The organism is Lacticaseibacillus porcinae, assembly GCF_003946305.1.
Classification (GTDB): Bacteria; Bacillota; Bacilli; order Lactobacillales; family Lactobacillaceae; genus Lacticaseibacillus; species Lacticaseibacillus porcinae.
In genome coordinates this window covers 1-20451 of the sequence record NZ_RHNS01000016.1, presented here as the reverse complement: position 1 = coordinate 20451, position 20451 = coordinate 1, and the positions used below count along the sequence as shown (strand labels likewise).

Here is a 20451-nt window from a genome sequence, read left to right as displayed (position 1 = left end):
CATGGATGATCCTGAAAAAATCAACTTAATGGCCAAAGCCGCTTACTTGTATTACGTCGATGATCAAACGCAATCGCAAGTGGCCAAGCAATTACAAGTTGACCGTTCAACAGTCAGCCGCCTGCTGAAAAAAGCGCGCGATACTGGCATCGTCACCATTCAAGTCAATCACTTTGATGTGGAAACCTATCAGCTAGAACAACAGCTTCAGCAGCGCTTTGGCTTAACCCAAGCGATCGTCATTGAAACTGATGCAAATGCCGATAGTGCCACAAAAAATCAACAACTGGCCAAAGCGGCAGCACAATATTTAAAACGGATCATTCGCCCTCGCCAAAACATCGGCTTTGCTTGGGGCACCACCCTTTCTGGAATGGTCGGTCAACTCGATCACCCGATCAAAACCAACGCCACGTTTGTCCCATTGGTCGGCGGTCCCAGTCCCGCAAATGCGAAATATCATGTCAACGGCATCGTTTATGATGCTGCCAGACAATTCGGCGGTGACAGTTTATTCGTCGATGCCGCGGCGGTTCAAGAAACCAAAGCGATTCGCGACGGGATCTGGCAATCACAGTATTTTCAAACGGTGCGACAGATCTGGAATCATTTGGATATCGCCTTTGTCGGCATTGGCGGGGCTTTGAATCGCGGTGCCAGTCGGTGGCGAGATCTGTTATCTGATGATGATGTCGCCTTACTACAAGATCGAGAAGTGATCGGCGATTGTTGTTGCACATTTTTTGATCGCAACGGCAAAGTCCTTAAAGGAAATTTGCATGACCGAACCATCGCCATTGACCTCGATCAACTTAAACATACGCCTAACACTGTCGGCGTGGTGCGCTCGGTGACCAAAGCGCCAGCGATCAAAACATTTTTGACCATGGGCGTGCTTAACACCTTGATCACAGACAGTGAATGCGCCAAACGTATTTTAACTTAATCGCACAAATGTGCATGTCTAGACCAATTAATTGTGATAAAGCTTGGTACGACGCGATTTCAACATTTCGGCCTGTCAATTTACTGCTACAAATGTGCAAACCAAGCTACACTAGAACCATCAACTACATGAGGTGAGAAAAATGGAATTTTTACTTGATACGATCCACATTGAAGACATTAAAAAATATAACGACATTATCGCTTTGGCTGGGGTCACTTCTAACCCAACGATCGTCAAAAAAGAAGGTAAAGTCGACTTCTTCAAACACATGAACGAGATCCGCAACATTATCGGCAAAGACAAAACGTTGCATGTCCAAGCAGTCGGCCGCACCACTGAAGCCATTGTTGAAGATGCGCACACGATTCGCGACAATATCGATAATCAAGTCTATGTCAAAGTTCCAACCAATGCTCAAGGCTTAGCTGCGATGAAGATCCTCAAAGCTGAAGGTTTCAACATCACTGCCACTGCTATTTATTCAGAAATGCAAGCGCGTTTAGCCATTGAAGTTGGCGCTGATTACTTAGCCCCTTACTTCAACCGGATGGTGAACATGGGGTTGGATGCCAAGCAGATCTTAGCCAACATTCAAGCTACGATCGATCGTCAAGGTAGCTCCAGCAAGATCTTGGCCGCTTCTTTCCACACTGTTGGCCAAGTCAACGATGCTTTTGAAGTTGGCGCAGCTGCTTGCACCATGGGCGCTGACATTCTCGCTGCTGCATTAGGCAACCCTGCCATTGAAGCCGCTGTTGATGGTTTCACCAACGATTGGGAAAGCATTTATGGCAAAGGCACCACGATCTCCAGTTTCAAATAACGTTTCACCGTTTCTCAACATACCGTCTGGCTGAGGTCAGGCGGTTTTTTGTGCACACTTTCAGCTTTTGAGGCGTACCTCACACGGTTGTGCATCGAATCTAGTTTGAGAAAGTCGGTGCAAATCGTTCAAATCGTTTCGTCCGGAGCCACGTCGATTGTTATGTTTATGCGAGCTGTTAGGGTTTTCAATACGACTTGCGTTATTTAATTTGGCGAATCTATTTTCGTTGCGCGAAAGCGATTACGAGCCAGCACACACCTGCTAAGCTGATCATTGAAAGTTCGTTTAGAAAGTAGGTCACACAATATGTCAGATGATGCGCGTTATTTAGTCGTCGATGTCGGCGGCACCAACTTAAAATATGCCTTGATGGATCGCAGTGGCACCATGATTCAAAAAAGTCGCGTCGAAACCCCACAAGATTGTTTAGATAGTTTTCTCAGCACTGTGGTTGCAATTGCAGAAGGTTTGCATTGCCAATTAAACGGTATCGCTTTTTCCACACCAGGTCGCGTCGATATCACCACCGACACGATCTACTGCCGCAACAACTCCCTGCCTTACCTTGATGAGGTTTGCTTGCCTCGTCAACTGCGACGCTTTGGCATCCCCATCAGCGTTGAAAATGATGGCAAAGCGGCGGTGCTGGCAGAATCTTGGTTAGGTAATCTCCAAGGCATCAACAATGGCATGGCAATGGTATTAGGCACCTGTGTGGGGGGTGGGATCGTTTTAAATGGTCACTTGTGGGCAGGATCTCGACGGTTAGCTGGTGAAGTTAGCTTAATGCCAGCAACCCCTAATAACTTATCTGACGACGGATTATTCGGCCATACCGCTTCTGCTGTGCGAATGGTGGCAGCTGTCAACGCCGCAGTCGGCAATTCTGATTTAAATAATGGCGAAAAAGCTTTTGAAGCAATCAATGCGAATGTTCCTGTTGCCCAAACAATTTTTAAAGCCTACGCGCGTCAAGTGGCGTCATTGATATTAAATGTCCAAACTGTCCTTGATCTCGATCGCTATGTCATTGGCGGCGGGGTATCCTTTCAAGCTTCACTGATCGACGAGATCAATACCCAATATGATCACATTCTTCAGCAACGGCCTTGGGTCGCCACCACGATCGCACGTCCTGAAATCATGAGTAGCCGCTACCACAACGATGCCAACCTTTATGGGGCATTGTATCGCCTATTCAACAAACTCGATGTCCAACATGACGTCCCGATCGACTTAGATGATGTGCCAATGGTTTAGCCGTTCAGCTCGTCATTTTGCAATTGATCGCCATTTGTGCCATATGGGCAAGCGAATCGATATTTACGAATATTGACGTAAATCATCGATCCATTTACGCTAGAATAATGACAGTTACTTATCGCCTACGATCGTAACTCAGGCCATGGATGGTACCGGCCTGCTCCTAAGTTTTATTTGCAATCTTGTACGCCGCTATTTAGTGGCGTTTTTTTGATGTCGAAAACAAAAGCAACCCGCTCACAAAATGTGATCGGGTTGCTTAACATCAGTCATCTGCTTGGGCTTTGACACGATTGCGCCCAGCTTGTTTAGCATCATATAAATTGCGGTCAGCATGCTTATACACGTCGTTGGCACTGTAATGCCCGGATTCGACGCGGGCTTGACCGATCGAGCAGGTAATAATCAACTGCGGATCCACTTCAGGGAAACGGACCAAGTTTAACAACGTTTGGAATCGTTCACCGATCGCCATCGCTTGCTCATAGGTCAGATCTGCTTGCGCGATAATGGCGAATTCTTCCCCACCAAGACGATAAGCAGACGCTTCAAACGGTAAGTCTTTGGCGAATTCCTCGAGCTCTAACGCCAAACGTTGCAACACGATGTTGCCACTTGGATGTCCGTATGTATCATTGATATGTTTGAAGTGATCCAAGTCCCCTTCAAATACTGAATAAGGGGTACCAGTTTTTTTATATTCGGCAAAGCGTTCGTCAAGTTCTTTGTTGAAGGTCCCGAAATTCCGGACACCAGTCAATTCATCAATGGTCGTCAAAGTGGCCATGTGATTCGTGCGGTGCTGCGTCATGCGCATGATCTGCTCAAACTCTAGGCATAAGACACTCATGATCGCCAAGGCTAACAACTGCCGCATCCAAAACCAAGCATCGGTATGTTGCGCCGACATTTGGCTTTGCATAAGCAATACCGAAGCGGCAAACACCGCAAACACGCCGTACTTCCACAGGCGATTTTTCACTAAGCGCTTGGCGAAAGCTTGCGTGGCATAAAGCGTCAGTGCCGCGATGATCAATGCAACAATCCCTAAAGGCGAAACCTGCGACCCGAAACCAAAGAAATAAATCGCGATCAACCCGATATCCACTAGTGCCTGCCATCGCAAATGTAACTGCAAGTTCAAAATGTACATCGTTAAGATCATCATGTTCAAGTAGGTCCAATGAAAGCCTGCTTGCAAGTGATCATAATAGGCATCAGCTTGCATCTGCGCAAACAAATACGCCATGAACCCAAAGCCTGTGATCAAGGCTAACGGCTCGCGATGCGCCACCACAAATGGCGTCGCCGTACTAGAATTGACCCAATAGAAAAACGATGTCGCACCGACCATTACAATAAAGTTGGTCAGCAACGATAAAACAAACGATGCAAACACTTCAGTAAAATTCATAACGTTTCCCCAAACGATTGATTGTGTGCTTTTCCCTTTAGAATAACACAAAAATCGCACCACGTCGCAATCAGATGGCACACAATTCGTGTGAGTCGAGGTGTGAAAGTCGCCAGTCCATATCTAATTGGTCTAACTGTGAAACCCTTGGTTCTGAAGAATAACCAAATCGACTCATTCAAAAATTGACTTTTGACAGTCTAATTGTAACCGCTTATAATTCAATCAGTTGAACGTATGCGAAAGCGAGGGCCAGATGAATATTCCTAAACAAGCGGTATTAGCGCTTGCCGTGCAACACCTTGGTGTCAGATCTGCAGCAAATTATCTGCCAGTGATGCAAAGTTCAGACGCCGATACCAAACACATGGCCATTGCGGTTGACGTCTTACTTGTAGGCTACCCACTGCTGAGCTTAGGTACAGAGCATCCGCGATTATTCATTTTTACCCCAATGCAAATTATCATCGCAACCTTACCAACAAGCAATCGCCAGGTCACTGCCGGTAGCATCGATCCCTTATCGATTCCGGCAGCGGAAATCATGCACTTTGCCGTCACATTAAAGCACGCCATCGTCACCATCAGCTTCGATTATCAAAAACAACACTTTCAAGGCACTCTTGATCGCTATTATGGCTCCGATGAACGCTATGTGACCGATAATTTAGAGCATCTCGCCAGCGTGGGCTTTTACGGTCGGATGGCACCATTAACGTTATAACCTTTTGAATCGTCCTGCTAGCTCAAATCGATAGCAGGATTTTTTATGTTCAACGCACAAAAAACGCCTCGCAGAATATCTGCGAGACGTTTTCCAAATCTCGTAAAACGAAAATCCAAAGATTAACGCTTGGAGAATTGGCTAGCCTTACGGGCTTTCTTCAGACCTGGCTTTGAATTCTATAACATCAATGGGTCTCAATCAGCCTCAAAGTATTGTCCTCTCAACGTTAACTCCCAAGCGAATTTCAATGAGTTTGAATCAATATCAATGAATTACACATCATCGGCCCAAAATCGGGCCAATTTCAGAGAACGTAAGAAAACTACAACGAAGAAACTCACGTCTTTTGAATGATGCCGCCCAATTCAGAGATTGGTTCAAATAACATTCTCCTCAAACAACGCACTATTAATAGGAAGGGAATGTTTTGAAATTGATAGCAATATTAATATCAGATTTTTACAATATAGCACTGATGATATTTGCGCACGCCTCGGTAAGTCAAATACAAGTTCTCGCATGGGAAAGGCCACCTCCACGATGAATTGTCGGCTATCAACTCTGGAGGAGGTCATCTCATGAAGCCAACACTAGAAACAATCGAGGCCACCATACTGCACGATGGCCTACGCAAATATAAATTCAAAAATAGCCGTACTCATCCGCAGCCAGCTATTAAAGCAAATAAAGGTGCGGTCTTCGCATGGCGTAGCAAACCAAAAATGACACTTGGTCAAGGAGTCGTAATCACATCACTCGAAGCACTTGCACAGTCGCCAGATGAATATACCCATTGGACACCAAACGTCTATTGCTATGGCACTTACACGGACAAAATCCATCACATTACCCAAGGCCATACAGAATCAAACCTCAAACAAATCAATGCTTTCACCGTGGACATCGACGTTACGCCAGATTCGGAGCTTTTTAGCTCCAATGATCTCCTGCTAGAATCTCTAAGTTTGGGGTTAATGCCCACCATGATCTTGAAAACTAAACGCGGATACCAGATGTTCTTCATCCTTAGTGAACCCGCATATGTCACTTCTCACTCTAACTTTCGGGTTGTTGCCGTTGCAAAGAAGATCTCACAATCGCTTCGCCAATACTTCGCCAAGAATTTTCCTGTGGATATGACCTGCAATCACTTTGGTATCACACGCATCCCACGTACTGATAACGTTGAGTTCTTCAAAACAAACTATCAATATCCATTCAGTAAGTGGCTATCATGGTCGCTCAAGCAGGAAGACACCTCGATAGAAACCAAACACATCAAAGCTTCTAACCAGCTCAACCATCGTCAAATCGACGAGCCGTGGTTCTCATTACTCCTAAATCAGTCAAAAATCCGCGGTACAAAAGGGTTATATGGGCGCAACAATGCAATCTTCACACTAGCACTTGCATGCTACTCCTCTGATCTCAACAAACATGAATGTAGCAAAATGTTGCGTCAGTTTAACGAACGACTAGATGCCCCAGTTTCAAACAATGAGTTAAAGAAAACCATCCGTAGTGCATACTCCGGCACCTACACAGCCGCAAGCCGTTCCTTTATTGTGCCTCTAGTCCAAGAATGGGTTTCAGAAAGCCTTACGAGTAACGATTTATTTTCCCGATCGAAGTGGGTCAAGTTTAAGCAACCTCGCACCGCCCGAAAGAATAGTTTTCTCAAAGAGTGGAAGACAGACCTTATCCACTACTTAACACGCAAGACTTCCACTGATTCACCCTTTCTCGACACCACCCAATCACGAATTTCTCAAGCGATCGGCATTCCACTTCGTTCACTAGCAAAACTCCTAAAAACAATGCACGCCGCTGGCGAGATTATTTTGCATACACGTCGCGGCCGCAATGGCGGCATCTCAGTTGCCTATAGGACTACTCTCGTCGCAGCAATCATCCGTACTAAGCAAGTCACAGCTTTACACTTCCTCAACCAGATTTCACTCATCTTAGCCCAAGCACCCGCAAGGCTACTTCAGCTTACTTTTATTTCTGCAAACCTTTCTCATACAAATATTCGCCTTCGCGGTCAGACGAACGTGTCATCCTCAGGATAAGCCAAGATCAATTCGGATTTTAGGTCAACACCGTACTACGCCATTCAAATCAACCAAAACTATCAATAGTAATAACACTATTGATAGCAAGTAATCATCACTTTCAAATCATCGCCTAACACTTATAGCACAAGCAATTCCACAAGATTGCTATCAATATTAACAGTAAGAAGGTAGCTAGTGGCTGTTCAACTAGGCCACTAGCTAGTTTAAATTCGTGAGCAATCATTCCTGGTGACCAGCTTAGACGTAAATGGTTGAGAATTTTTTGCTTTAACTCATCGCTCAGCTTAGTTTTCCGACCACATCGTGATCGCTTGTATTCGGCATCTGTTTGTGCTAATTCAGCCTGATAAGGTTGACATCGAGATAATTCATAAGAAATTGTTGACGGTGATCGGTTCAGCCGAACGCCCATTTGGATATTGGACAGCCCTAGTTCACAAAAGGTTTCGATTTTAATTCGTTCGGAATAGGTTATACTAGACAAAAGATCAGCTCCTAAAAGATGGGTTTGTGGTAAACACCATTTTAAAGGAAGCTGATCTTTTTTGTCCGAACAGCGTTCGGATTAATTTTACAATCTACCATCAGTCTTAATAAAGTGGTTTTGCCGTTGATCTCCCAAAAGTTTGGGATATGGCTCAGTTGTTAGCTTCGATGCGGCATCAACCCGAATCGTTTCAACTTCAATCCCCATGTTGAAATCACTCGCGTTGGCAACAATTTCATGATTAAAAATAATCTGACCAATTTCATCAAACATCCCAATCCCTCCTCATGTGGTTTTGATTAGAATTACTTTACATCAAATTAGAATATGATGAAAGTATTTATTCTGATTTGATCGGGTTGGCGACGGTGTCCCATAAGTGTCCGACTTTAATTAATCCTTATCAAACACAAAAACGACTTCACTCTAACTCAAGTGAAGTCGTTACTAGGTTCATTTGGCTTTTGATAATCCTGGTCGAGAGGCATCAATTCACTCACTCGTTCAGCCTCAAGCACTAACAGCGGACCCGTTTGGGGTTGAACTTGGAGCCGGTTATGGGGATCAAAACCCTGTAATATTCCGATCATCGCTTGCCCACTAACATTAAATTGAACGCGTTCGCCAACCCATAAGACAGATTGCCGGTAAACCGCCAACCACGTCGCGGCCGGTTGTTGGAACAACGCCGTCAACTGACCGTAGATGGCCGCAATCACCTGGTTTCGCGTCCATTGTTGATTGGGGGTATCAGCCAGCGTTAAGCTGACCGGTAATGCTGGAACATCAGTCGCTGCAAGATTTAACCCAATCCCAATTAACAACTGCCAACCAGCTGAGGTTTGAACTTGTTCAATTAAGAGACCACCGCGTTTTTGATGCCGAAACACCAAGTCATTCGGCCATTTTATAGCGAGCTCAAGACCCGTGACCGCCGCTACCGCCTGGACAACCGCCACCGCTGCTCGCGCGGCCTCAAGTCCCCCGTCTGCTTGGTCGTTGAGGGGCCAAACAATCGTGAGATAAATGCCAGACTGAGCGGGGGACACGAACCGGTGATGAAACCGGCCCTTTCCCGCCGTTTGACGCTCTGCCACTACGATTTCAGGTCGGTGATTGAGCCGTTGCTTAGCATAAGTATTGGTGGAATCAACGCTTGGCAACACCGTCACCCGAGGATCAACCAGCCATTGGGATGGCAGGTTTTCTCGAATCACCGTTGCTTTTAAATCATCGCGCATTAACGCCTCCTAAATGAGGTGAACCCCTTTATCCGCATAAATGACGTCGCCGGTAATGGCCGTTGATAAATCGCTCAACAAGAACGTGGCCACGTTGCCGATTTCTGACTTGGTCACGGACACCCCATCAACCGTTCGTTCCTGCGACATTTTCAGCAGGGTGCTGGAGTTTTTAACCCCTGTCACAGCTAATGTTTTCACGGCCCCAGCCGAGATAGCATTTACGCGAACGTGACGATCACCAAGTTCTTTGGCGAGATAACGGACGTTGGCTTCAAGCGCCGCCTTAGCGACCCCCATAATGTTATAGTTGGGAATCACGTGCGTTGAGCCAAAGTAAGTCAACGTGACAAGGCTTGTTAAATCAGGGAAAATTTCGGTTGCCAACCGTGATACTAAAATAAACGAGTATGCGCTGACGTCTTGGGCCAGGTTATACCCTTCTTTAGAAATCTGAAGAACTGGGTTCTCCAAACTCTCCTTATCGGCATATGCAATCGCGTGAATTAAACCATCGACGTGGCCGTATTGGTCCTTAATCGTTGTAAAGGCTTGAACCACCGTTTCCTCGTCAGACACATCACACTGAATCATTGGCATCTCTTCCGGTACAAACCGTTCAAGAATGCGCTTAATTCGCTCATTTTGATAGGTCAAAATAACTTGACCGCCATTTTCCTGGATGGCCTGCGCGCACCCCCATGCAATACTCCTCTTATTCGCAACTCCCATAATGACGATGGTTTTTCCCGTCACAACGTCCATTTCTTCATCCCTTCCTAATAGTGGTTAAAATTGACGATAACGCTGACGCCTTGCTGCCATCAGCTCGGCGACAGGCAGTTTTGCCAGCGCCGTGATTTTAAGATCTAATTGAGTCGTTAAGGCGGATAACGTCTCGGGTGTCGTCACCTCGGGCAAGACCCGGTCAACAAACCCAGCGGCTAGTAGCTCGCTAGGCGTGAGCTTCATCTTCGCCGCAGCTTGGTCGGCCAGTTTCCCATCCCGCCATAAAATCGACGCGTACCCTTCCGGGGACACCACCGAGTAAGTACTTTTTTCAAGCATCCAAACTTCATCACCCGTTGCAAGTGCCAAGGCGCCGCCACTACCCGCTTCACCAAAAATGAGGCTCAGATATGGTACTGGTTGGCCAAGGCCGGTTTGAATGCTTCGAGCAATTGCTTCCCCCTGCCCGCCGTACTCGGCTTCCACGCCAGGATATGCGCCTGGTGTGTTAATTAACGCAACGATGGGGCGGTTAAACTTAGTCGACTGTTTCATTAATCGAATCGCCTTACGGTAGCCATCTGGACTAACACCGCCAAAGTGAGTCGCCTGACCTTCCGCCATGTCACGGCCCTTATTAGTCGCCAAAATGGTCACTGGCCGACCGTTTAAGCGGCCGACACCACCAATCAAGGCCGAATCATCGCCGTGTAACCGATCCCCGTGCAACTCATGAAAATCACTAAATACCCCATTAATCAACGTGTAACTATCAATTTTTGACTGACTCCGTGCCGCCTGAACGATATCGTATGCTGCATTTTCACTCATCTAGGCGCCTCCTTGGGACAGTTTTAGTAACGACACAATGGTGGCCTTTTGTGCCGACCGAGCCACGATATCGTCCACAAAACCATTAGCCAGTAACGTTTCAGCTCGTTGAAAATCAGCCGGTGGCTTAATATGCAAGGTTGATTCAATCACCCGGCGCCCCGTAAACCCAATGAGCGCATGGGGTTCAGCCAGCGTAATGTCAGCTTCCATCGCAAAACTGGCGGTCACGCCGCCCGTTGTGGGATCAGTTAACACCACCAAGTAACACAGCCCTGCTTCACCATGGGCCGTGACTGCTTGAGTGACTTTGGCCATTTGCATCAAAGAATGCAGGCCCTCTTGCATCCGAGCACCGCCAGATGCGGTATACAGCACAACTGGTAAACGTCGCCTTGTAGCTTCTTCGAACAGCCGGGTCAACTTCTCACCCGTCGCCGATCCCAACGAACCCATCATGAAGTTGGAATCCATCACGCCAATCGCCACCTGCAAACTGTCGATGGTCGCCATCCCCGTTACAACGCTTTCTGGCAGGCCAGAATGCTGCTTAGCTTTCGTTAATTTTTCAGCGTATTGATCATCAACAAGAGCTGGGTCAACCGCTAGCTCCGCATCGAATGCTTCAAATTTGTCAGTGACTATTTTTAAGCGTGCGGCCGCTCCCAGCCGAAAGCCATACCCACAATGGGGGCACTCTTGAAAGGGGCCCAACTTCTGGTGGTAGACACTTTGCTTACAGTACGGACACGTCACGTATAAATCTGACGGAATCTTATCCATCCGTTTTGCCAGAGTCGATTTATCTAACCCATTAAACTTTGCTGGCATCATCTAACCACCTCGGTAATATCGTCTGTTCAACGGACTCAATGGTCACTTCGTCCGCGACAAATTCAGGACTGGCAACCAAATCCACTAGAAATGCCTGATTAGTTGTCAATCCGGTGACTTTGAGCTCCGTCAGCAACCGTTGCATCTTCTTCAACGCCGCCGCCCGATTTGACCCGCTGGTGACCAACTTAGCAATCATCGAGTCATAGTAGGGTGAAATGGTGTCCACTTCACGCAGGCCAGTGTCAATTCTAACGCCGTGGGTCCCAACCGGTAGGAACAGGCCAGTGACGTCCCCAGCAGCTGGCATGAACTGGGCCGCTGGGTTTTCAGCATTAATCCGGCATTCAACTGCAAACTGGGTCACCTGAACATCTGCTTGGTCAAACGGTAGCGGTTGGTGAGCTGCTACCAGAACCTGGGCTTTAATCATCTCAACGCCAGTCACTTCCTCAGACACAGTGTGTTCAACTTGCAACCGGGTGTTCATTTCCATGAAATAAAACCGTTGATCAGGATCCATTAAGAACTCAAAAGTACCTGTATTCCGGTAGTTCACGCTTTGGCAGGCCTTTACCACAATGGCGCCTAACTCAGCACGACGCTCGGCCGAAATCAAGGAACTAGGACTTTCTTCGACTAACTTTTGGTGGTGGCGTTGCGGTGAACAGTCCCGTTCCGGAAAGTACACCACGTGACCAAAGTCATCGGCAATCACTTGCATCTCAATGTGCTTTGCATGTTCGATGACCTTTTCCAAATAGATGCCAGTTTCACCAAACGATAGCTGAGATTCACGTTTAACGTCTTCAAAAGCGACAGTTAATGCAGCTTTGTCGTCGACGCGTCGCATACCTTTGCCGCCACCGCCAGCAGCGGATTTCAGCATCACTGGATACCCAATTTTTTCGGCAAGGGTTAAGGCCGCGTTCAGATCTGAAATTGTCCCATCGCTGCCAGGAATAACCGGAACCCCCGCAGCTTGCATGACTTCACGGGCGCTAGCCTTATCACCCATTAGGGCGACAGTTTCCGATTGAGGACCAATAAAGGTTAGCCCCACTTCTTGGCACAACGCTACAAATTCAGCATTTTCGGACAAAAAACCATACCCGGGATGGACAGCATCACAGCCGAGCAGACACGCAACGGTCACGATGCTTTTCATATCTAGGTATGATTGTTCCGGCAAAGGCGCCCCGATACAAACGGCCTCATCTGCAAGTTCTACGAAGTAGGCATCCCGGTCAGCGGTCGAATACACAGCCACGGCTTCAATCGCCATCTCGTGTAAGTTACGGATCACCTGAACGGCAATTTCACCACGGTTAGCAACCAGGACTTTTTTAAACATGGGTTTCACTCCTCTGTTTCAACAATGGCAAAAATTAGCGTGGCAGAAAACACCACTTGACCATCGACCTTAATTTCGCCACTACCGATTCCAATGCCGTGGCGTTGTTTTAATAGGGCCACATGGCAATCTAGCTGGTCGCCAGGGTGGACCGCCACAGTGTATTCGGCGGCTTTGACCCCACCAAACAAGACGTTTTTGCCAGCGGCTTGGTCGCTCAAAATTGCCAGTGCGCCGGTTTGAGCCATCATTTCTAGTAGCATAAACATGGGTGCGACCTTGTCGTTGGGTTGCCCCCGAAAATACCACTCGTTAATGGTGACCAGTTTCGTTGTATCTGCTCCCACTCCTGGTTCGACGGCTTTAATCTCGTCAATAAATAAAAAGGGTGGGCGCTGCGGAATCACGTCTTTAATATCCATATCAATTCTTCTCGATTCTAAAGAGCGGTTGATCGTATTCAACGAGGCTGCCGTCCTCAACTAAAACCTCACGCAAAATGCCATCATACGGGCTCTTCACTTCGTTCACGACTTTCATGGCCTCAATCAAGCAGACACCATCGCCGGCTTTAACCTGATCTCCCACGCTTTTAAACACGGGCTTGCCCGGTTGAGCCGCTAAGTAAACAAGGCCAACCAGCGGCGCCGGCACAACGGCATCATCCTCAGTGGGTGCTTCAGCAGTTTGGACGGGTGCCGAAGTTGCCACTGGTGCAGCCGAATTAGCTGCATTTGAGTGATGAGGCTTGGTTAACAACAACTTGAAATTGTTGTCACTAATTTGCATTTCGTTTAATGAGGACCGCTCGAACTTATCAACGAGACGTTCAATTTCTTGCTCGTTCACGCTTATCCCTCCCAGCGTTTAAAGGCAATCACGGCGTTGTGGCCGCCGAATCCAAACGAGTTACTTAACGCATAATTCACTTGTTGGTGCGCATTGTCCGCATTCACCAATGTGACGGGGGTTTCTGGATCTTGATCGTAGACCCCCACGTTTTGTGGTAACTGACCATTTAAAGCGCCAATTGTGGCAACGGCTTCAATTGCGCCAGCCGCACCTAATAAGTGGCCGGTCATTCCCTTGGTGCTGCTGACCAAGACATCTTGACCAAACAAGTCCGCGATAGCGCGCGCTTCACCCGCATCGTTCGCCTTGGTGGCCGTACCATGCGCGTTGATGTACCCGACGTCTTTTGGTTTGATACCGGCTTCTGAAATCGCCTGACTCATCGCGCGTTTTGCACCCTTGCCGGAAGGATCAGGGGCAGTGACGTGATAGGCGTCTGAGGTTCGCCCGTAACCGACAATCTCGGCTAGGATGGGCGCGTTTCTAGCTCGGGCATGGGTCAAACTTTCAAGAATCAGTGTGGCGCCGCCTTCACCCATGACGAAACCGTTGCGGTTCACATCAAACGGCATTGAGGCCTTTAATGGATCTGTCGACTTAGATAACGCGGTCAAGGCAGCAAAGCCGGCAATCCCAATTTCGTTGACAGACGCTTCTGAGCCCCCGGTCATCATGACCTGAGCACGGCCCAATTTAATTTGTTCAAAGGCGTCGCCAATGGCGTTCGTTGCAGAGGCACAAGCCGTGACAACGGCTTCACTAATGTTTTCCGCCTTAAAATAAATCGACAGATTACCGGCAGCCATATTAATGATTGAATTGGAGACAAAAAGCGGTGAAACCCGCTTTGGGCCCTTATCATGCATTTTGATGACTTGTTCTTGAATGGTGGTCAAGCCACCAATTCCTGAACCGTAGATGACACCAAAGTCCTCTGAGACAACGTTATCGGGTTCTAGCCCCGCGTTTTCCATCGCTTCAATCGCACTGTATAAAGCATACTGAGAAAACAGGTCCATCCGTTTCGCCGTCTTGGCTGACAAGCGCTTAGTCGCCTCAAAATCCTTCACTTCACCAGCGACGGTAATGCCAGTATCCGCAGTGAACTTGGTGATTGGCGCAATGCCAACCCGACTATCTGCCACACCGTTCAAAAAGGTTTTGGCATCGTTTCCTAGAGGTGTCACTGCACCCATTCCCGTTACAACTACTCGTTCCATATAGACCTCCTAAAGGGTCAAGCCACCATCGATTGTAATGACCTGGCCAGTGACGTATTCGTTGTTTAATAAAAAGGCACAAACATCGGCAATTTCGGCTGGTTTCGCGAATCGTTTAGCCGGAATTTCAGCCAGAATGGCTTCTTTCGTCTTATCGCTGAGTGCATCCGTCATGTCGGTCTCGACCATCCCAGGAGCAATCGCATTGCTGCGAACCTGACGAAGGCCGCCTTCTTTGGCAATGGTTTTCATTAGCCCAATCAACCCGGCTTTGCTGGCCGCATAGTTGGCTTGACCGACGTTTCCAGTCAATCCCACCACACTGGCCATGTGAATAATGCTACCCTGGCGTTGCTTTTGCATCAGCTTCAACGCCGGTTTTGACATGTTAAAAGCACCGACTAGGTTCGTTTGGAGTACCGCATTAAAGTCCTCAGTGCTCATCCGAGTCATTAACTTATCCCGGTTAATCCCGGCATTATTAATTAACCCACTTAACCATTCGCCGTGTTTCACTGCGTCATTAACCATCCGCTGGGCCTCAGCTTCATCCGTCACATCTCCCACAACCGTGTGGATGCCCAACGCATCAAGGGCAGCCAACTGCGATTCTGGTAACTCGTGACGGGTTGTGATGACAACATTCTCGCCATCACCCGCTAGCCGTTCTGCTATTGCTAGACCAATTCCGCGATTACCGCCGGTGATCAGCACAACTCCATCTGCCATTTTTACTCACCATCCTAATTCGCTTCTCACTGCGTTTAACGTTGTCATATCATTAATTTGGTACCGTTTGGCAGCTGGTGCAATCTGCTTAGCAAAGCCACTTAAAACGTGACCGGGGCCAATTTCAACAAACTGGTCCGCACCTGCCGCCGTCAGGCCTCGAAAATCATCATAAAAATGCGTGGGCGCAACTAGCTGGTCAACCAAGGTCGCCGCTAAATGTTCAACAGCAAATGGCTGACCAGTTGTATTACTCCAAACCGGCCACTTAGGGGCGGTAAACGCCACCGTTTCCAATCGTTGGCCCAATTTTTCTGAGGCACTTGCCATTAATGGCGTGTGAGAACTAACAGCAACCTTGAGCGGCACCACTCGAATTTTATGATCCTTCAAGGCCTGTTTGAGCTGTTTCACCGCCTCAGGGGTACCACCGACCACAAGCTGATTAAGCGTATTGTAGTTGGCAATGTAGACCCCATCGATCTTATCGCACAGTTCTTGGACAATGGTTTGCTGGTCCGTTAACACCGCGGCCATTTTCCCCGGTGTTTCATGACCAGCCGCCGCCATATAGCGAGACCGGTCTGCCACGAGCCGTAAGCCGTCTTCAAATGACAAACTGCCAGCAGCAACCAGCGCACTATACTCACCTAGACTTAATCCCACCAGTCCAACAGGCGTTGCCGCTGTTGGCGCAATCAACCGCCAGATGCCATAGCTCATCGTCAAAATTGCAACCTGCGTGTTTTCTGGTGCAGCCGCAACCTCCGGATCAGCGAGGTTAATGCCAAGAATGTCAGAAGCCTGCGTGACCGTTTGGCGATAGCTGGGCTCTTCACGGTATAGGTCTTGACCCATTCCAAGTGTTTGGGCACCCTGACCCGCAAATAAATAAGCCGTTTTTGCCATTGATTATTCCTTAGCTGCTAATTGCTTTTGGACGTAGTCTGCCACTTGGTTAACTGTGTCTAAGCTTTCATCCGTGTCAATTTCGATTTCAAATTCATCTTCGATTTCGTTAACGAGTTCAAAAATGTCAAGACTGTCTAAGTTCATTTCTTGCTTGAATGACATATCAGGCGTGATGTCTTTACCTTCCATGCTGTCGTCTTGTTGTAATACGTTCATGATTTTTGCGATGATTTCTTCTTTTGACATAATAATTGATTCCTCCAAAATGGTTTTAGTTGTAGTAGTCGAATATTGAAGCGCCAATTGTCAACCCGCCACCAAAGCCACACAGTAGCACCTTGTCGCCGGGTTTTAGTTGATCGCTTGCCACTAAGTCGTTTAAGACCAATGGTTCGCTCGCCGCTGCAACATTTCCGTATTCGTCAATGTTGATGGGGCACTGTTGGGCTGTTAACCCTAATTTTTTGCTGAGTTGTTGAATGATTCTGGCATTCGCTTGGTGGAAAACCACCCAATCAATATCGGGTAACGTCAGGCCGGTCTTTTGAAGGACCTCTTCAATGACAACCGGGGCCTTCTTAATCACAAAGTTGTAGATTTGATGACCGTCCATCGTCAAGTATGAGTCGGCTTCTACCGGTTTAGCGAAGGGGCTATTGTTCGGCCGAAAATCAGCCATGAGACTGCGCCCTTTTTCGCCAAAGGTTTTAAACGCGTCACCCAAGTAATGGTCTTGGCCATCCTCGTTCAGCGCTAATAACACCCCTGCGGCGCCATCGCCGAACAACACTGCCGTACTGCGATCCTGCCAGTTAACGTACTTACTCATCACCTCACCGCCAATGACGATGACGTTTTGATAGCCCTTTGCGACTGCCATATCATGAGCAACAGCCATGGCGTAGACAAACCCGGTGCACGCTGCATTGACGTCAAGCGTCGCCGCGTTTTCAGCACCAATCGCGCCTTGAACCGTTGCGGCCACACTGGGCATGCTGTAGGTTGGTGACATGGTGGCAACCACAATGAGATCAATTTGTTTGGGCCCTATACTATTGGCCTGCACCAACTGCTGGGCAACGTCGATGCATAAGCTCTCCGTTGTTTCAGTTGAGGCGAGGTGGCGACGTTCAATCCCCGTTCGCTGTTTGATCCACTCGTCACTGGTCGGCATTATTTTGGCTAGATCAGAGTTCGTGATGATTTGATCCGGTACTGCACGAGCCGTTGTTATTAAGTTAAATGTCATTTTGCTGTCCTTACTGGGTGATGTCGCTCAAAAAGTCTTCCAGGTTAATCAAGGCACGCTTGATGACCTTTACTTCATTGCCGTCCATTCCCTTAATAAAGCTCTTAACGATTTGGCGATGAAAGGCGTCATGGGCCCGGTATAACAGCTTGCCTTTGTTGGTTAGTGTCAGTCGGGTCACCCGATGATCTTGTTCGTCGTTGATTCGTTTGACGTACCCTTTACGCTCCAAGGTTTTGACGTTCGTTGTCAACGTCCCCTTAGTTAGCCGTAATTCATTTGCAACCTCGGTACTCGTTTTGTGATCATGCAGCGTAATCGCATGAATCAGGTGAATTTCTTTCACCGAAATATCCCGAAAGGTACTTTTCCGCAACGTTTCTTCCTCGATTCGCATAATATGGTCGTAAACATCCACCAATGCATCGTTCATAAATCGAAAATCCGCTTTACTAATATTGTTTTTTTCTTCAGCCATTGTTCATTTTCCTTAATTTGACGCCGTATTTGGTGCCACAATAAAGGTCAAGTCTGCCTTAGCTGCAACGTTGTCGCCAACGGTTGCTTCTGTATGCACCACTCCCATATTACTACGTCGTTTTGTAAAGGCCACGTGTAACTTTAAAACATCGCCAGGACGAACGATTTGATGGAAGCGGGCGTCTTTAATAGCGCCCAGGTAAGCTGTATTGCCAGCAAATTCAGGGGACTTTAAAATTAAAATTGAAGCGGCTTGTGCCAGTGACTCAATAATGAGCACCCCTGGCATCACCGGATTGCCCGGAAAATGGCCCTGGAAGAATTCTTCGTTGATGGTGACGTTTTTGGTTGCCACAATTGATTCGCCAGGTTCCAATTCATCCACATAATCCATGAATAAGATTGGGTACCGGTTAGGAATCAATTCCATAATTTCTTGGGCAGATAAGATTGCCAATTGTTTTAACCTCCCTTTTGCTTGAGTACTTGTTTTTAAGTATTCGACGTGGTAATTTAGTTTGAACATCAAACCAATTTATCGAATGACCTTAATATAATCACATTTAGTTTGAATGTCAAACCTTTTTAAGGAGTTTTATGATGAATGCTAAACAATTGAGCCACCTTACTGGCATTGTTGATTATCCTTGGTATGACGCCGCCAATCGCTGTTGGGTTACCCGTTCCAATCTTCAGTAACACCATTAAAGACCTTGATGGGTTTTTCTGTCCACTTAAATGTTCAACTTAAATTTTACAATCTGCCATACTTAAAAAGTGTTGCAGATCCCACTGTTTTAAGCCAAATTTTTTTATCGTTCTGTGCTCGGACAAAAAAGATCAGCTTCCTTTAAAATGGTGTTTACCACAAACCCATCTTTTAGGAGCTGATCTTTTGTCTAGTATAACCTATTCCGAACGAATTAAAATCGAAACCTTTTGTGAACTAGGGCTGTCCAATATTCAAATGGGCGTTCGGATTAATTTTACAATCTACCATAAGCCTACCGATTTTTTAATATTATTTTATTCATCAATTTCCGGCGCCGACCCAAGCTCTGCCTGAATCATCCAGATTTTCTTCTCAATTGCGGTTTTGAGACCAATGAAAATATCTTGGGTACTGAAGTCTTTTTCAACATCGGATACTTCAATGCCGTGTTGGTAAAGGTTTTCCAAGTAACGATATCCATCAACTAAGTGTGCGAGGCGTTCTGGGGTTGTTTTGTCCCATTCACCAGGCCAGTCTTGAATCTTAGTGTTTTCGGCCATTTCTTTTAAGGTCGAGTAAGGACTGCCATCAAGCGCAATCAGCCGTTCAGAAATGACATCGAGTTGGCTGTCAATTTCTTCCATGAACTCATCCATCAAGGGGTGCAACTTCAAAAAGTTGGGTCCACGCATGTACCAATGCGTCTGATGGATAATCATTGACATCTGGCTCAAATCGGCAACGAGTTGATTTAATACTGCTTTGGTTTTCGTATATTTCATTAGATTGATCTCCTTTCGATATGGTTATTATACGCGCATTTTAGAATCAAGTTAGCCACTGTCTCAAAATTTTTTGGACGGCCAAGAATAAGTCCAACATTGCCAAGCTCAAGAAGATTTTATCGAAGCAAAATCAGTCGTTGGATCTTCAAACTGGGTCTCAAAAATCTGATACCAAGAGTAAAATTGCCCAAACGAAATCTTCAATCAAGCAACATCAAACTACGGTGACACAGATTCGCAAAGCAATCACTAGTGCTCGCCATGCTCAAACAAATTATGCTGAAAAGTTGGATTAGGTACGATTTTGTCGGGGGTAGCCAAAATATGCTGTAGGGGTAGCCAAATTGAAAAATGGGGTAGCCAAACGACTGTGGCGGCTAGCCAGCGTGTTTTTTATCAGGTAGCCAAAACCCCACTTTGGGGTAGCCAGGGCCACGAATGTGGCCCCTTTAGAAAACCCACCGCACTGCGGTGTAACCCATATTTGGGTTCAGTTTTCCCTTATGCCCATTATCCAAAACTCCAAAATTCGTCCCCTGTCGAAAATCGTCAACAGTCACACGTCTAAAACCGCGCATGTACTTAGTAATATCTCGCCAGGTGTCGTGTTATGCGTCCTTTGTGTTGCTATATAGTTACATGAAAGGCACAGGAAGAACACATATTGAGAGAAGAAAAAAACTCGCAACACGACGGCGGCTTTGATGTGAACCCCCAGGTTTGGACAACAATCCAAATCTGGGGGTTTTCTTATGGTCAAGTTTGATTTAGATCTTCGT

At 47.0% G+C, this 20451-nt stretch carries 22 protein-coding genes and 2 pseudogenes; 6 read left to right on the top strand and 18 right to left on the bottom strand.

The features are described from left to right. Position 1 precedes the first annotated feature (1 nt). The 3 genes from EKM92_RS11010 to EKM92_RS11000 all read left to right on the top strand — a co-directional run bounded on the left by EKM92_RS11010 (position 2) and on the right by EKM92_RS11000 (position 3035). Positions 2–946 (top strand): sugar-binding transcriptional regulator, encoded by a 945-nt coding sequence (locus EKM92_RS11010; RefSeq protein WP_125710735.1) that lies wholly within the window; start codon positions 2–4, stop codon positions 944–946. 142 nt (positions 947–1088) lie between these two features. Beyond that, entirely contained in the window at positions 1089–1772 is a 684-nt protein-coding gene (locus EKM92_RS11005; protein ID WP_125710733.1) for a fructose-6-phosphate aldolase, read from the top strand. A 309-nt stretch (positions 1773–2081) separates the two neighbouring features. Then, positions 2082–3035 carry an ROK family protein gene (locus EKM92_RS11000; protein WP_125710731.1) on the top strand — a complete coding sequence of 318 codons (954 nt, stop codon included), beginning with the start codon at positions 2082–2084 and terminating at the stop codon, positions 3033–3035. A gap of 268 nt (positions 3036–3303) precedes the next feature. Here the strand turns inward: EKM92_RS11000 and EKM92_RS10995 are convergent, their stop codons facing one another. Further along, positions 3304–4452, bottom strand: a complete 1149-nt coding sequence (locus EKM92_RS10995) for a GGDEF domain-containing protein (RefSeq protein WP_125710729.1) — start codon at positions 4450–4452, stop codon at positions 3304–3306. 256 nt (positions 4453–4708) lie between these two features. Here EKM92_RS10995 and EKM92_RS10990 point away from each other — a divergent pair, with 256 nt between their 5' ends. Continuing rightward, on the top strand, positions 4709–5176 hold the full coding sequence (locus EKM92_RS10990) for a hypothetical protein (RefSeq protein WP_125710727.1): 468 nt from the start codon (positions 4709–4711) through the stop codon (positions 5174–5176). Between the two features lie 581 nt (positions 5177–5757). Continuing rightward, on the top strand, positions 5758–7251 hold the full coding sequence (locus EKM92_RS10985) for a primase C-terminal domain-containing protein (protein WP_123022952.1): 1494 nt from the start codon (positions 5758–5760) through the stop codon (positions 7249–7251). A gap of 199 nt (positions 7252–7450) precedes the next feature. Here EKM92_RS10985 and EKM92_RS10980 read toward each other — a convergent pair. The 16 genes and pseudogenes from EKM92_RS10980 to fabZ all read right to left on the bottom strand — a co-directional run. Next, positions 7451–7741 (bottom strand): annotated as a pseudogene (locus EKM92_RS10980) (transposase); the annotation flags it as partial. A gap of 87 nt (positions 7742–7828) precedes the next feature. Beyond that, positions 7829–8017 (bottom strand): hypothetical protein, encoded by a 189-nt coding sequence (locus EKM92_RS10975; RefSeq protein WP_225420795.1) that lies wholly within the window; start codon positions 8015–8017, stop codon positions 7829–7831. Between the two features lie 158 nt (positions 8018–8175). Next, on the bottom strand, positions 8176–8985 hold the full coding sequence (locus EKM92_RS10970; protein WP_041095690.1) for a biotin--[acetyl-CoA-carboxylase] ligase: 810 nt from the start codon (positions 8983–8985) through the stop codon (positions 8176–8178). A gap of 9 nt (positions 8986–8994) precedes the next feature. Continuing rightward, complete coding sequence (gene fabI / locus EKM92_RS10965; RefSeq protein ID WP_125710725.1) at positions 8995–9750, bottom strand: enoyl-ACP reductase FabI; 756 nt, start codon at positions 9748–9750, stop codon at positions 8995–8997. A 24-nt stretch (positions 9751–9774) separates the two neighbouring features. Next, on the bottom strand, positions 9775–10545 hold the full coding sequence (gene accA, locus EKM92_RS10960) for a carboxyltransferase subunit alpha (RefSeq protein ID WP_041095686.1): 771 nt from the start codon (positions 10543–10545) through the stop codon (positions 9775–9777). Next, positions 10546–11379, bottom strand: coding sequence for an acetyl-CoA carboxylase carboxyltransferase subunit beta (locus EKM92_RS10955; RefSeq protein WP_041095684.1), 834 nt, complete (start codon positions 11377–11379; stop codon positions 10546–10548). Beyond that, a complete protein-coding gene (locus EKM92_RS10950) occupies positions 11360–12733 on the bottom strand; it encodes an acetyl-CoA carboxylase biotin carboxylase subunit (protein ID WP_056942986.1) in 1374 nt (457 codons plus the stop codon). The genes EKM92_RS10955 and EKM92_RS10950 overlap by 20 nt, the downstream gene beginning before the upstream one ends. A gap of 5 nt (positions 12734–12738) precedes the next feature. Then, entirely contained in the window at positions 12739–13197 is a 459-nt protein-coding gene (locus tag EKM92_RS10945; protein ID WP_125710723.1) for a 3-hydroxyacyl-ACP dehydratase FabZ family protein, read from the bottom strand. Then, entirely contained in the window at positions 13157–13582 is a 426-nt protein-coding gene (locus EKM92_RS10940) for an acetyl-CoA carboxylase biotin carboxyl carrier protein (RefSeq protein WP_125710721.1), read from the bottom strand. Before EKM92_RS10940 ends, EKM92_RS10945 begins: the two co-directional genes overlap by 41 nt. Positions 13583–13584: 2 nt before the next feature. Further along, a complete protein-coding gene (gene fabF, locus EKM92_RS10935) occupies positions 13585–14805 on the bottom strand; it encodes a beta-ketoacyl-ACP synthase II (protein ID WP_041095677.1) in 1221 nt (406 codons plus the stop codon). Between the two features lie 9 nt (positions 14806–14814). Then, positions 14815–15534 carry a 3-oxoacyl-ACP reductase FabG gene (fabG, locus tag EKM92_RS10930; RefSeq protein WP_125710720.1) on the bottom strand — a complete coding sequence of 240 codons (720 nt, stop codon included), beginning with the start codon at positions 15532–15534 and terminating at the stop codon, positions 14815–14817. Positions 15535–15540: 6 nt separating this feature from the next. Then, entirely contained in the window at positions 15541–16443 is a 903-nt protein-coding gene (locus EKM92_RS10925; protein WP_041095673.1) for an ACP S-malonyltransferase, read from the bottom strand. Between the two features lie 3 nt (positions 16444–16446). Continuing rightward, complete coding sequence (locus EKM92_RS10920) at positions 16447–16692, bottom strand: acyl carrier protein (protein ID WP_125710718.1); 246 nt, start codon at positions 16690–16692, stop codon at positions 16447–16449. A 25-nt stretch (positions 16693–16717) separates the two neighbouring features. Then, on the bottom strand, positions 16718–17695 hold the full coding sequence (locus EKM92_RS10915; protein WP_061777535.1) for a beta-ketoacyl-ACP synthase III: 978 nt from the start codon (positions 17693–17695) through the stop codon (positions 16718–16720). 10 nt (positions 17696–17705) lie between these two features. Further along, the gene (locus tag EKM92_RS10910; RefSeq protein WP_125710716.1) at positions 17706–18173 is read right to left on the bottom strand and encodes a MarR family winged helix-turn-helix transcriptional regulator; all 468 of its coding nucleotides are present in this window, start codon (positions 18171–18173) and stop codon (positions 17706–17708) included. Between the two features lie 12 nt (positions 18174–18185). Beyond that, on the bottom strand, positions 18186–18632 hold the full coding sequence (fabZ, locus tag EKM92_RS10905; RefSeq protein WP_125710714.1) for a 3-hydroxyacyl-ACP dehydratase FabZ: 447 nt from the start codon (positions 18630–18632) through the stop codon (positions 18186–18188). Between the two features lie 438 nt (positions 18633–19070). Between fabZ and EKM92_RS10900 the strand changes: the two are divergent. Further along, a pseudogene (locus tag EKM92_RS10900) lies at positions 19071–19160 on the top strand (IS30 family transposase); the annotation flags it as partial. A gap of 41 nt (positions 19161–19201) precedes the next feature. On the opposite strand, the gene EKM92_RS10895 reads toward EKM92_RS10900, so the two are convergent. Next, positions 19202–19669: a Dps family protein gene (locus EKM92_RS10895; protein WP_125710712.1), complete on the bottom strand. Its 468-nt coding sequence runs from the start codon at positions 19667–19669 to the stop codon at positions 19202–19204. Positions 19670–20451 lie beyond the last annotated feature (782 nt).